This is a genomic window from Anaerostipes amylophilus, assembly GCF_025567365.1.
Lineage (GTDB): Bacteria > Bacillota > Clostridia > Lachnospirales > Lachnospiraceae > Anaerostipes > Anaerostipes amylophilus.
Genome location: NZ_JAOQJG010000005.1, coordinates 165,153 through 178,935, shown reverse-complemented (window position 1 = coordinate 178,935; position 13,783 = coordinate 165,153). Strand labels below are relative to the sequence as shown.

Annotated in this window: 9 protein-coding genes; 8 read left to right on the top strand and 1 reads right to left on the bottom strand. The window is 36.3% G+C overall.

What is annotated here, in order from left to right:
* The first annotated feature begins 424 nt into the window (after positions 1 to 424).
* On the top strand, positions 425 to 1,390 hold the full coding sequence (locus OCV53_RS08765) for a D-2-hydroxyacid dehydrogenase (RefSeq protein WP_055197745.1): 966 nt from the start codon (positions 425 to 427) through the stop codon (positions 1,388 to 1,390).
* A gap of 494 nt (positions 1,391 to 1,884) precedes the next feature.
* On the opposite strand, the gene OCV53_RS08760 is transcribed toward OCV53_RS08765, so the two are convergent.
* Positions 1,885 to 3,609, bottom strand: a complete 1,725-nt coding sequence (locus OCV53_RS08760) for an ABC transporter ATP-binding protein (RefSeq protein WP_022374576.1) — start codon at positions 3,607 to 3,609, stop codon at positions 1,885 to 1,887.
* A 696-nt stretch (positions 3,610 to 4,305) separates the two neighbouring features.
* Between OCV53_RS08760 and aroF the strand changes: the two genes are divergently transcribed.
* The 7 genes from aroF to ispE all read left to right on the top strand — a co-directional run bounded on the left by aroF (position 4,306) and on the right by ispE (position 13,767).
* Positions 4,306 to 5,313, top strand: coding sequence for a 3-deoxy-7-phosphoheptulonate synthase (gene aroF / locus OCV53_RS08755; RefSeq protein ID WP_022374659.1), 1,008 nt, complete (start codon positions 4,306 to 4,308; stop codon positions 5,311 to 5,313).
* Positions 5,314 to 5,447: 134 nt separating this feature from the next.
* Entirely contained in the window at positions 5,448 to 6,020 is a 573-nt protein-coding gene (gene pth / locus OCV53_RS08750) for an aminoacyl-tRNA hydrolase (protein WP_022374660.1), read from the top strand.
* A 3-nt stretch (positions 6,021 to 6,023) separates the two neighbouring features.
* Positions 6,024 to 9,545, top strand: a complete 3,522-nt coding sequence (mfd, locus tag OCV53_RS08745; RefSeq protein WP_022374661.1) for a transcription-repair coupling factor — start codon at positions 6,024 to 6,026, stop codon at positions 9,543 to 9,545.
* A gap of 63 nt (positions 9,546 to 9,608) precedes the next feature.
* Complete coding sequence (locus tag OCV53_RS08740) at positions 9,609 to 10,718, top strand: peptidylprolyl isomerase (protein ID WP_022374662.1); 1,110 nt, start codon at positions 9,609 to 9,611, stop codon at positions 10,716 to 10,718.
* A gap of 212 nt (positions 10,719 to 10,930) precedes the next feature.
* A complete protein-coding gene (locus OCV53_RS08735; RefSeq protein ID WP_022374663.1) occupies positions 10,931 to 11,179 on the top strand; it encodes a Veg family protein in 249 nt (82 codons plus the stop codon).
* 66 nt (positions 11,180 to 11,245) lie between these two features.
* Positions 11,246 to 12,808 (top strand): DUF3794 and LysM peptidoglycan-binding domain-containing protein, encoded by a 1,563-nt coding sequence (locus tag OCV53_RS08730; RefSeq protein ID WP_022374664.1) that lies wholly within the window; start codon positions 11,246 to 11,248, stop codon positions 12,806 to 12,808.
* Positions 12,809 to 12,900: 92 nt separating this feature from the next.
* On the top strand, positions 12,901 to 13,767 hold the full coding sequence (gene ispE / locus OCV53_RS08725; protein WP_022374665.1) for a 4-(cytidine 5'-diphospho)-2-C-methyl-D-erythritol kinase: 867 nt from the start codon (positions 12,901 to 12,903) through the stop codon (positions 13,765 to 13,767).
* Positions 13,768 to 13,783: the final 16 nt, after the last annotated feature.

The following is a 13,783-nucleotide window of genomic DNA, read 5'->3' as shown; positions in this document are numbered from 1 at the left end:
GCAAACAGATGATCATGGTTTTAGAAAATGATCCATATCCAGCAGGTCTGGGATGAAGAGTATATTTAATTTCTTCAGTGCTTTGTTGGAGATGCTCTTTTATACAGTTATATAAAGCTTCAATATTATAAACAGTATCCATTTCGTCTTCTGCCCAAACATCAAGCCGTACTTGTCTTTTCAAGGGAGAGGTTCTGCTCTCATGCTCAGATTGTGGCCGGCGTTTGACTGAAATATTTGATGCTGATAACAGATGAAAGAAGAGACTCAAATATATTGTAAAATATTTACATGGAATATATTAACAAAAAATAATTATAAATGTCAATTTATAAAAGAGAAAAACTCCGGGGGTTTTCTTTTGTTAATTAACGAGTTACAATAGAAACAATATCTAAAATCAAATAAGGAGAGCGTTAAAACAATGAAAACAAATAAAAACATTTTGGTTGTTATGCCAGTAGAAGATGAACATAAAAAAACATTAGAGAAACATGCCAAAGGAAGTCATTTTGTATATAGTTCCTACGACAAGGTAACACCAGAGATGATAAAAGAAGCCAACATTATCATCGGAAATGTAGCTCCATTTTATTTAAAGGAAGCCAAAAATCTAGAATGGTTGCAGTTAAATTCAGCAGGAGCAGACCCATATGTAAAAAAGGGTGTATTACCGGAGAATGTAATCTTAACAAATGCAACAGGAGCTTATGGCCCTGGTGTTGCAGAACACATGTTAGCAGTGCTGTTTTCACTTCAGAAGAAGTTACATCTGTATAGAGATAATCAGAACCAATGCCAATGGCATGATGAAGGGGCTGTTATGTCATTACGAGGTGGTACATTACTGATCGTTGGACTTGGGGATATTGGATTATACTTTGCAAGATTGATGAAAAATTTTGGTTATCACATTATCGGAATCAAAAGAAGACTTGGACAGGTACCACAGGATGTTGATGAACTTCATACAATGGATGATCTAGATAAATTATTGCCAGAAGCAGATGTAGTATTTTCCGTATTACCAGATTCAAAAGCTACAAGAAACATTTACAATAAACAGCGATTCAAAGAAATGAAAAATACAGCAATTCTCTTAAATGCAGGAAGAGGAAGCGCTGTCAATACAGAAGATCTATGTGAAGCACTGATTCAGGGAGAAATCTACGGGGCAGGTTTAGATGTAACAGATCCAGAACCGCTTCAGACACAGCATAAATTATGGAATATCGAAAATGTGATCATCACACCACATATTTCAGGAGATTTTCATCATCCGGCAACATTATATCGAATTGTGGATATTGCTGCGGGAAATCTGCAGAGATATATGGCGGGAGATGGACTGATGAATGTGGTGGATATGGAGACAGGATATAAATTCTGATTTCCGTCACATAAAACTGAAGTCTATCGAAACCACTATACAGAGTGTATGTTATAGGGTATTGGCTGATAAGTTTTGTATTCGTTAACAGAAGATTCAAGAGACTTATGAATACCGATTTAATGAGATGTTTGAGCTACATTCAAACTTCATATCATCTGTCTGAGAAAACCTTAATTCATATCCAATACCATTCTCCACACACATCCCCTTAAAATTCCACCGCATCGTGTTCAGTTGCTTATTTATTTTTTATCATATACTCGAAATATACAGTTGGCCAACTATAAATTAAAATTATTCAATTTCTACAAAAAAAGACCGCTCATAACGAGCGGCTACTTTTCTGAAAAGAGAGGATTAAAAATATATATGAAAAACTATGTCTTAAGTATATCAAAATCCTCAACTCATTCAATATATAAAGTATGAACAATTCTAAAGAATTTATAAACACTTCTAAACTAATTATGTTAACAGATGATAAAAATGCATTATTTGTTCATATAATAATATTTTGCATAAAGTCCACCAAAGGTGATCAATTCTTCATGTGTTCCGCGTTCTTTGATTGTTTGTCCGTCGATAACAAGAATTTCATCTGCGTTCTGAATGGTTGATAAACGGTGTGCAATTGTGATGGTTGTACGATTTTTGGAAAGTGCGTCCAGACTTTTCTGGATATGTTGTTCACTTTCGTTATCTAATGCACTGGTGGCTTCGTCTAATATTAAAATTGGTGGATTCTTTAGGAAGACTCTCGCAATGGAGATTCTTTGTTTCTGGCCGCCAGATAATCTTGTGCCTCGTTCTCCGACGAATGTATCATAGCCATCTGGTAATGTCATGATAAAGTCGTGGATATTTGCTTTTTTAGCAGCTTCGACAATTTCATCAAATGTTGCATCTGGTTTTCCGTAAGCAATATTTTCTTTCACACTGGCACCGAAGAGGTAAACATCCTGTTGGACGATACCGATGGAATTTCTAAGACTTTCTAATTTGATATTTTTAATATTCTGACCACCGATGGTAATGGAGCCGTCTGTGATATCATAAAATCTAGGAAGCAAAGAACAGATAGTTGTTTTTCCACCACCAGAAGGTCCGACAAGAGCAACGGATTTTCCAGATTTAATTGTGAAATCAATATGATTTAATACAATTTCATTGTCTTCATAACTAAATGAAACATCATGATAACAGATATCTCCATCAGGATGTTTCATATCAACAGCATCAACACAATCTGTGATCTCAGGTTCAATATCAATGATTGCCTGATAGCGGATAAAACCAGACATACCTTTCTGGATCATTTCAGTTAACTCTACAAGAATCTGAATTGGACTGATAAAGATTCCAATATATAACGCATACATCGCAAGGTCAGCGGCACTCATTTGTCCCAGAGCAATAAAATAACCTCCAGCAAGTAATGTTACAAGATACATCATTCCTTGAAAAAATGTATTTCCACTTTGGAAGCTTCCCATGGCATGATAATTATCACGTTTGGAATCTAAGAAAGCTTCATTTCCGAGGCGAAATTTCTCGCCTTCAATATCTTCGTTTGCAAAAGACTGTACAATACGGATTCCAGCGAGAGAATCTTGAAGGGATGCATTGATATCACCGATCTTTCTACGGTTATCGAGGAAAGTCGCTTGCATTCTACGGTTTTGTTTTGCACTAAAGAAGATCATAAGCAAAACGATCACAAGAAGAATGATGGCTAATTTCCACTGAATGATAAACAGGAAAATAAAAGATCCAACAATCTTTACAAGAGAGATAAACAAGTTCTCTGGTCCATGGTGGGCTGCCTCAGAAATATCAAATAGATCAGAGACAAGACGGCTCATCATCTGTCCAGTGTTATGCTGATCATAATAAGAAAAAGAAAGATTTTCATAATGATCAAAAAGTTTACGACGCATATCACGTTCCATCTGGGCACCCATGATATGTCCTTGACAGCTGACATAATATTTACAAAAAGCCTGAAAAACATAGCAGATAAATAAGATACCGCCAATCACAGGAAGTGTTTTAAGGATCGTAGAAGCATCTTTAAGAAATAAAGTTTTTGTAAGTGAACGAAGGATCTGTGGATAAGCAAGATCAACAAGGCTGATAAATGCTGCACAGATCAGATCAAAAATGAAGACTTTTTTGTAAGGTTTATAGTATTGGATGAATTTTTGAAAAGTATTCATAATAAAATAGTGACTCCTTCTTTAAAAATTTGATTGTATACAAACAACCAAAGCCTATCATACACTAATTTCTGAAAAATAAAAAGACCGCTCAATAAAATGAGCGGTTGCTTTTCTGAAAAGAGAGGATTAAAAAATATATATGAAAAACTATGTTTTAAGTATAGCAAAATCTGTGAGGCATTCAATATATAAAGTATGAACAATTCTAAAGAATTTATAAATAGTTATAAACAAAATATTGTGAGAGCTATAAAGTAAGCCGTCCTACTGTAAGGAAGTCATGAAGCAATTTGATTTTGTAGTACAGACTTCAGTAGGAATTCATGCAAGACCGAATAATAAAAATAATTTATGAATTTTATAAAAAACATCTATAAATCTATTGACACAATATCAAAATTAATGTATCGTAAAAACATCAAAATAAGGAGAACAAAGATGACAACAAGTAAGATGAACAATTGCACATTCTATTACTTTAGCTTTCAGGGTTATTATTTTTATCCTGACTATTTTTGTTGCAATGAATCATCGCCAAAGCTTATGTCACTTTAAACAGACAAAGTAAAATATTTAAGGCATGCATTCTTGCAACAGAGTGCATGCCTTTTCTTTTTCTAAAGGTACCGTAGAAAAAAGCTGCACACTTTGTATGGAACACACATATTGCATAGCCGGGAAAGGACAAAGAACATGATTATTATTTTAAAGAAACAGGCGGAAGAGGCACAGATCAATGCATTAAAGAAAGAGATGACAGACCAGGGATTAGGAATTCATGAATCTGAAGGTGTGAATACAAGAATCCTGGGATTAGTAGGAGATACTTCTATTGTAGATATGCGTCACATTATGGCAAACAGCATTGTTGAAAATGTACAGCGTATTCAGGAACCATACAAGAAAGCCAACAGAAAATTCCATCCAAATGATACAATTGTCGATGTAAGTGGAGTAAAAGTCGGAGGAGGAAATTTTCAGGTAATCGCAGGTCCATGTTCCATAGAGACAAAAGAACAGATCACAGAAGTAGCAAATGATGTGAAAAATTCCGGTGCAGGGCTTTTAAGAGGAGGAGCTTTCAAACCAAGAACTTCTCCATACTCTTTCCAGGGACTCCATGGTGACGGATTAAAATTATTATTAGAAGCAAAGAAAGCAACAGGACTTCCAGTTGTCACAGAAATCATGGATGCGAGTCACCTTCCATTATTCGAGGATGTTGACCTGATTCAGGTTGGGGCAAGAAATATGCAGAACTTTGAATTATTAAAAGAATTAGGAAAGATTGACAAACCAATCCTTTTGAAACGCGGACTTGCAGCAACAATTGAAGAGTGGCTTATGAGTGCAGAATATATTATGGCAGGAGGAAATGAAAATGTAATCCTTTGTGAAAGAGGAATCAGAACATATGAGACAGCAACAAGAAATACTTTAGATCTGTCTGCCATTCCTGTTATCAAGAAGAAATCACATCTTCCAGTAATGGTTGACCCATCTCACGCAACAGGAATCCGAGAGATGGTAGAACCACTGTCATTAGCAGCGATCGCAGCAGGAGCAGACGGACTTATGGTAGAAGTTCATAATAATCCAGCAAAAGCACTATGTGACGGACCACAGTCATTGACACCAGAGCAGTTTGACAGTTTAATGAATAAAGTAAATAAAACAAGACAGTTTTTTGAAACATTATAAATATCTTGCTGACAACAGCAAATTGGGATATACTATAGCTAAATAAAGAAAAAGATAACCCGGGAATCTAAGGATTTCCGGGTGTTTGTCAGTGTGACAAAATGACTTTGATTTAAGAAAAGGAGAAGCATTTTATGAAAGTAATCGTTGGACTGGGAAATCCAGGAAAGAAATATGATAATACAAGACACAATATTGGATTTGAAGCCCTTGATTATATTGCAGACAAAGAAGGCATAAATATAAATACAGGGAAATATAAGGCATTGATTGGAACAGGTTATATGGGAGGAGAGAAAGTTCTTCTTGTAAAACCACAGACATTTATGAACTTAAGCGGGGAAAGTCTACGTCCGATCATGGATTTTTATAAATTAGAACCAGAAGATTTTATTATCATTCATGACGATATAGATCTTGATGTCGGCAGATTACGCATCCGAAGAAAAGGAAGTGCCGGTGGCCATAATGGATTAAAAAGTATTATCAATCATTTAGGAAGCATGGATTTTCCAAGAGTGAAGATTGGTGTCGGAGAGAAACCAAAAGGATACGATCTGGCAGATTATGTGTTAGGACATTTTACAAAACAGGAACAGGCAATTTTTGCGGAACGTTTTGATGAAGTGTACGATGCCGTACAGCTGATCGTTATGGGCGACATCACAGAAGCGATGAATCGCCACAATAAGAAAAAGCAGGGATAAAAAGTGTTAAAACATATATTAAAAGATGATCCGGTATATAGACAGCTAAAAGATGGAATTGAAGACTACAGAGGTCCTATTCTGGTGTCAGGATGTACGGATACGGCTAAATGGCATCTTACAAGTCTGATCGGAAATAAAAAGAAAAAACAATTTAAGATCATTATTGTGCCAGATGAAAATAAGGCAAGACAGTGGGTGGAAGCAAGTCATTTCTTTGGAGAAAAAGCACAGTATATTCCAGCAAAAGATCCATTATTTTATACAGCAGACGTTCATGGAAATGCGATTGCAAGAGATCGTATGCTGGCGATCAAAAAGATCCTTGATGATAAATGTGGAATATTTGTTATGACGATTGATGCGGTGATGGATCAGGTTGTTCCATTAAGCGATATCAAGAATCACAAAATGACTTTCAAAACAGGAGAAACATTAGAAGAAGCAGCAATTGCTGAAGAATTTGTTGCTAGAGGCTATGAAAAAGCACCATTTGTTGAGGCGCCTGGAGAGTTTGCGGTTCGTGGAGGTATTATCGATATTTTTCCTTATACTCAGGAAAGTCCATATCGAATTGAACTTTGGGGAGATGAAATTGATTCTATCCGTAGCTTTGATAAAGAAAGTCAGAGATCGATCGAAGAAGTAGAGACGCTTACGATCTATCCGGCATCCGAGATCATTTTGAATCAGCCAAGAATCGATCATGGTCTTCGCCAGATGGAAGAAGATTACGAAAAATTAATTCAGAAATTCAAGAAAGAGAAAAAGACAGATCAGCAGTTACGTTTAAAAAAAGAAATGAATCGTGTCCGCGAGGAGTTAAGAGAACTTCATATGCTGATTGGAGTCGAAGGATATCTTCCTTATTTTTATGACAATACAGAATGTATCTTGGATTATTTTCCAAAAGAAAGTCTGATCTATTTTGATGAACCAAAACATATCAGAGAAAGAGCAGATGCATTTTATCTTGAATATTCAGAAAGTATGAAAAGTCGACTGGAAGGTGGATATCTGCTTCCAAAACAGGCACATACCGTGACAGATTATGAAAGTATTTTATATCAGATTGAGAAACATCCGATCATCAGTTACTCTGTTATTTCCACAGAGATCAATGATTTTGTTGTATCAAAAACTTTATTTATGGAGACAAAATCGATACAGTCCTACAACAATAGTTTTGAAGAACTGGTCAAAGATCTTACAAAATATCAGGAAAAAGGTTATAAGATTGTTGTTGCATCTCCATCTGTTACAAGAGCCAAACGTTTAAGTGATGATCTGAGAGAAAATGGATTGGTTGTTACCTATGATAAAGAACTGACACATGAAGTAGAAGCAGGACAGATTGTTGTGACAGCAGGAAAGCTTCTTACAGGAATTGAGTATCCAGCAGTCAAATGGGTGTTGATTTCTGAAGGAGATATTTTTAAAGGAAGAAAAGAAAAACAGCGTAGAAAAAAAGAAAAGAAAAAGCTGGGAAAAAAAATTCACAGTTTTGCGGATATCAATATCGGGGATTATGTTGTTCATGAAAAACACGGAGTCGGTATTTATCGTGGAATCGAAAAGATCACAACGGATGGGGTTGAAAAAGATTATATCAGTATTGAATATCAGGGTGGAGATAATTTATTTATTCTTGCATCAGCCTTAGATCAGATTGCAAAATATGCAAGCGCGAATGCCAGAAAGCCAAAGCTTCATAAATTAGGCGGTAATGAATGGAAGAAGACAAAGACCCGTGTTAAAGGACAGGTTAAAGATATTGCGGAAGAACTTGTACAACTATATGCTATAAGACAGGCAAAAGAAGGATATGTCTATGATAAGGACTCTGTATGGCAGAAAGAATTTGAAGAATTATTCCCATACGATGAAACACAAGATCAGTTAAATGCAATTGATGATACGAAACGTGATATGGAAAGCAAAAAGATCATGGACCGTCTGATCTGTGGAGATGTTGGTTATGGAAAGACAGAAGTAGCGATTCGTGCAGCATTTAAAGCAGTAGATAATGGAAAACAAGTGGCCTACCTTGTGCCGACAACCATTCTTGCGCAACAGCATTACAATACATTTGCCCAGAGATTTCATAATTATCCGATCACAGTTCGTATGATGTCAAGATTTTGTACTCCAAAAGAACAGAGAGAGACGATCGAAGGTTTGAAAAGTGGGACTATAGATGTTGTGATCGGAACACATCGCCTGCTTTCAAAAGACATGCAGTATAAGAATCTTGGGCTTCTCGTTATTGACGAAGAACAGCGGTTTGGAGTTACTCATAAAGAGAAGATCAAGACAATGAAAAAAGATGTCGATGTTCTTTCCTTATCAGCAACACCGATTCCAAGAACACTGCATATGAGTCTGATCGGAATCCGTGATATGAGTGTATTAGAAGAACCGCCACATGATCGAAGAGCAATACAGACTTATGTAATGGAATATAATGAAGAACTGGTGAAAGAAGCAGTTTATCGCGAAATGACTCGCGGTGGACAGGTATATTACGTGTATAATCGTGTTAATAACATTGCAGAAGTTACCGCAGAACTTCAGAAATTGCTGCCAGATGCTAAAGTTGCATTTGCTCATGGACAGATGAAGGAGAAGGAACTTGAAGAGATCATGATGGGATTTATGAATCATGAGATCGATGTTTTAGTTTCTACAACGATCATCGAGACAGGACTTGATATTCCGAATGTTAATACAATGATCATTCACGATGCAAACCAGCTTGGATTATCTCAGTTATACCAGTTAAGGGGACGTGTCGGAAGATCTAACCGAAATGCATTTGCATTTTTAATGTATAAGAAGAACACATTGCTAAAAGAAACAGCAGAAAAACGTCTTCAGGCAATTCGAGAATTTACAGATTTGGGTTCTGGATACAAGATTGCAATGAGAGATCTTGAAATCCGTGGGGCAGGAAATCTTCTCGGACAGGCACAGTCTGGCCATATGGAAGCTGTTGGATATGATCTTTATTGCAAAATGTTAAATGAAGCAGTCCTTAAATTAAAAGGAGAACTTCATGAAGAGGAGGAATTTGATACGACCCTCGATCTTGACATCAGTGCATTTATACCAGCAACTTATGTATACAATGAATATCAGAAACTGGAATTATACAAACGAATTTCTTCAATTGAATCAAAAGATGAGATGGAAGATATGACAGACGAGTTGATCGATCGTTTTGGGGAAATGCCAAAGGCAGTCTATAATCTTTTATATGTTGCATATTTAAAAGCATTAGCTCATCATGCCTACATGACAGATGTGAAACAAAAAGGAGAAAAAATCTCATTTGAAATGAAGCCAGATGCAGCAGTAGATGTAGAAAAAATACCAGAAGTATTAGAAGAGTACAAACACGAATTATCCTTTCAGGCAGGAAAGAATCCAACATTTGTATTAGATCTTTCAAAAACAAAGAAAGTAAAACAGTTGGAAAAGATTGAACATTGTGTGAACTCTCTCAATTCATTGATAATCCGATAGTTTTATGCTATAATATCGCAAGATATAAACTGAATATAATTCAAATGTGAAGGAGAAAATGAAATGAAGAAATTAGCAAAGAAGTTGCTATGTTTAACTGCAGTTCTTGCGTTAACTCTTTCTTTATTTACAGGATGTAAGAGTAAGAATGAGAAGACATTATTTGAATATGCAGGACAGAAAGTAACATTCCAGGAAGCTCATGTATATGCAAGAATCATGCAGTATCAGGCAGAAGCACAGTACGGAGCATACTTTGGAGACAGCATGTGGTCTATGCAGGTCGGAACAGACAGCAAAGGTAAGAAGATCACAATGCAGAAGTCAGTAAAAGACAGCGTTATCAGTCAGTTAAAACAGATCAAAGTTTTAGTAGCACATGCAGATGACTATAATGTCAAATTAACAAAAGCTGAGAAGAAACAGATCAAAGAAAGCGTAAATGCCTTCGCAAAAGACGAAACAGGTAAGAAAGTCATGAAGAAGACAGAAGCTGATAAAGATACGATCCAGAAACTTTACGAAGAAAGCACAATTGCAAGTAAAGTGATGCAGGCGATCACCAAGAAAGCAAATGTAACAGTATCTGATGATGAAGCTAAAACTGTCAAAGTCTACAAACTTGTTTTCACAACAAAGACAACAGACAGCAAGACAGGAAAAGAAAAAGATATGACAGCGGCTGAGAAGAAAGATCAGTTAAAGAAAGCAAAATCAGCATTAAAGATGATCAAGAAAGGCCAGAGTGTAAGTTCTGTAGCTAAGAAATTCAGCGTAAACTCTGACAATGAAGAGTCCTATACAAAAGGGAAATCAGCATTAGGAGATAAATTCGAAACAGCGGCATCTAAACTCAAGAAGAATCAGGTAAGTGGAATTGTAGAATTAGACGATGCATACGTGATCATCAAGATGTTAAATCCAAATGACAAAACAGCAGCTGCAACAAATAAATCCACATTACTGCAGGAAAAACAGCAGGCAGCATATGAGAAAATTTACAAGAAGTGGACAAAATCAGCTGACAAAGACTGGGATGATACAAAATCTGTAGATCAGGATCTGTGGAAAGAAGTTAAATTTAAATATAAAGCTACTACAGCATCTACAGCAGCAACATCTGAGTCAACTACAACAGCAACATCTTCAAGCAAAACAACTAAGAGCAAATAATCTTAGAGATTGATCGTTTTGACGTTGATTGTTAATAAGACAAGTAAAATCGGGGAATTCAAAGATGGAATTCCTCGATTTTTAGTTTAAATTTAAAACAAACGCAAAGTATATTGTATGCATAAATTTGACAAAAACTGGGCAAAATGTTATAATAGTAAAATCATTATACAGAATTTCCAGAATATTCTGTATATAAAAGAGGTGAATTTATGACACAATTAGATCTTAACAGAGTACGGCAGTCAATTAAGAATCAGATTGGCAGCAAAATCAAGATTAGTGCAAACAGAGGACGACATAAATTTGTGACAGCAGAGGGCGTGATCAAACAGACATATCCGAATATCTTTTTGGTAGAACTAGAGAATACGGAAGGTAATGACCAGAATAAAACAGTAAGTTTTAGTTATCAGGATGTGATTACAAGAGATGTCCGCATGATGCTTTTAGAAAACTAACGGGTGATGCATAGAATCCTTCTTGTCTGAATATATTTGTATATACAGACAGGGAGGAATTTTTTTATGGATTTTGAGAAAAAAGAATTTTATGGGATTGTGGCGAAAGCGAAAAAACAGATGCAGATCACGATCGATCAGGACTGTAATGTTGCAGATACAAAACCAGATATAGAAAAGATGATTCAGACAAGAGGGATGGTAAAGATACAGGAAACGGAAATGATGATCGATCGTGTCAGGATGAAAGGTGAATTCTTATTCCAGGGCCTGTATGGAACAAATGATACGGCAACATTTTTAGAATCTTTAGAATATTCACTGCCGTTTGAAGAGTATGTACATATTGATGGGGTACTTCCTTCAGATTATGTCAAAGTACAATATACGATCGATGATATCAACACGGTATTGATCAATTCAAGAAAGATCAGTATCCGTGTGCTGTTAACATTCTCATTTCAGATTACAGAAGAAATAAAAGAAGAAGGAATTACAGCGATTCATGATGAAAATGTATCTGTTTTGAAAAAAGATATTCAGGTTACGGATCTTATCGTAAATAAAAAAGATTTGGCGAGATTAAAAGAAGAGTTGATTCTCCCTGCAAATAAAGCCAATGTTTATCAGGTATTGTGGACACAGGTAGATATAGAGAATCTACAGGCAAAAATTGCAGAGCATATGATTGAGATTCAAGGATCAATGCAGGTATTTATATTGTATCTTGGGGAAGATGCACAAATGCCAGTTCAGTATGCCAGATGGGAAATCCCTGTGGATACACAGTTAGAATGCTATGAATGTGTGCCAGGAATGATCGGTAAAATAGGAATGTCACTGGGTGGGCAGCAGCTGGAGGTAAGACCAGATGAAGACGGAGAGGAGCGGATCATTTCTCTGGAAGTAACGATCGATTGTGATATCAAAATCTATGAAGACCACAAAATCAGTTATGTGGATGATGGATGCAGCATGGAGAAAACACTGATTCCAGAATATCATATGTTTGATTTTGAGACTCTGATCGGGAAAAATCAGGCGGTGATGAAATCAGGTAAACGTTTTCGGATGGAACAGGAACCAGGGAAGCTTCTGCAAGTGCTATCTGTAAAAGGCAGTGTAACGGTAGATGATGTAGAAATTACAGAACAAGGGTTGTCAGTAGAAGGTGTGTGGATGGCGGACGTTTTATATCTTTCTACGGAGGATGCAACACCTGTTATGAACAGTTCCTACATGGAGCCATTTACATTTTTTGTAGAGACAAAATATCTTAGTGGAAATGAAGATTATCAGCTGGATGTCAGGGTTGATCAGATGAGTGCGGTTCCAACAGAAGGTGGAGAAATAGAAATCAGAACAGCCATTTTGTTTGATTTTATATCTTTTCACAAGACGAGACAAAGAATTATGACGGACATGAAAGAAGAAGCACTAGACTACGAAAAGATACGAAAAATCCCTGGAATTGTAGGATATGTTGTAAAGGAGGGAGATACTTTGTGGTCTATTGCAAAAACTTATTTTACAACGGTCGAAAGTATCAGAGAACAAAATGAAGAAGTCAGTGAGATAAAACCTGGGGATAAACTTTTAATCGTAAAAGAAATAGGAATATTTCAGTAAATAAGGATTGCATTTTTTTAAGAACAATATTATAATATTCTGTATACAAGATGTGAGATAGAAACTATTTCACATAGGATAAAGGAGTGCATATGGATAATAGTATTGTTCTAAAATCATATGGGAAGATCAATCTTGGTCTAGATGTTTTAAGAAGGCGCGAAGATGGATACCATGAGGTGCGCATGATCATGCAGACGGTTGGACTTTATGATTTGCTGACGATGAAGAAGATCAAAGATGACAAGATTCAGATGACTTGTAATCTGACATTTCTTCCAACAGATGAGAGAAATCTTGTATACAAGGCAGTGAAACTCATGAAGGATAAATATCATATTAAAGATGGTGTAGAGATCAATCTAAATAAGAGAATTCCGGTAGCTGCTGGTATGGCTGGCGGAAGTTCTAACTGTGCTGCAGCATTAAAAGGTATGAATCAGCTGTTTGATCTGGGCCTGTCAATCGACGAGTTATGTGAGATAGGAGTAACACTTGGAGCAGATGTTCCTTATTGTATCTGGGGTGGAACAGCCCTTTCCGAAGGAATCGGAGAGAAGCTCTCAAGAGTTGATGCAATGCCAGAATGTTATATACTGATCGCAAAACCGGGGATCAGCGTATCGACAGCATTTGTATATCAGAATCTTAATCTTTCAGGATTGGCGAAACACCCGGATATCGATGGCATGTTAGAATGTCTGAGGACCAAAGATTTAAAAGGAATTTGTGATCGTTTGGAGAATGTTCTAGAAACAGTAACAATCAAAGAATATCCAATCATTGAGGAAGTAAAGAAACACCTGATGGATCAGGGAGCAATGGGTGCATTAATGAGCGGAAGCGGACCAACAATCTTCGCAATTTTTCAGGATAAGAAAACAGCAGATAACGCATTGAAATCATTACGAAGTATTGAGGACATAAAACAGGCCTACGTAGTAAGACCGATACGATAATGTATTTTCAAGGTAA

Excerpts from the sequence above, each read along its gene's own strand:
- OCV53_RS08765 (WP_055197745.1), top strand. The coding sequence starts at position 425 with ATGAAAACAAATAAAAACATTTTGGTTGTTATGCCAGTAGAAGATGAA.
- OCV53_RS08760 (WP_022374576.1), bottom strand. The coding sequence starts at position 3,609 with ATGAATACTTTTCAAAAATTCATCCAATACTATAAACCTTACAAAAAA.
- aroF (WP_022374659.1), top strand. The coding sequence starts at position 4,306 with ATGATTATTATTTTAAAGAAACAGGCGGAAGAGGCACAGATCAATGCA.
- pth (WP_022374660.1), top strand. The coding sequence starts at position 5,448 with ATGAAAGTAATCGTTGGACTGGGAAATCCAGGAAAGAAATATGATAAT.
- OCV53_RS08740 (WP_022374662.1), top strand. The coding sequence starts at position 9,609 with ATGAAGAAATTAGCAAAGAAGTTGCTATGTTTAACTGCAGTTCTTGCG.
- OCV53_RS08735 (WP_022374663.1), top strand. The coding sequence starts at position 10,931 with ATGACACAATTAGATCTTAACAGAGTACGGCAGTCAATTAAGAATCAG.
- OCV53_RS08730 (WP_022374664.1), top strand. The coding sequence starts at position 11,246 with ATGGATTTTGAGAAAAAAGAATTTTATGGGATTGTGGCGAAAGCGAAA.
- ispE (WP_022374665.1), top strand. The coding sequence starts at position 12,901 with ATGGATAATAGTATTGTTCTAAAATCATATGGGAAGATCAATCTTGGT.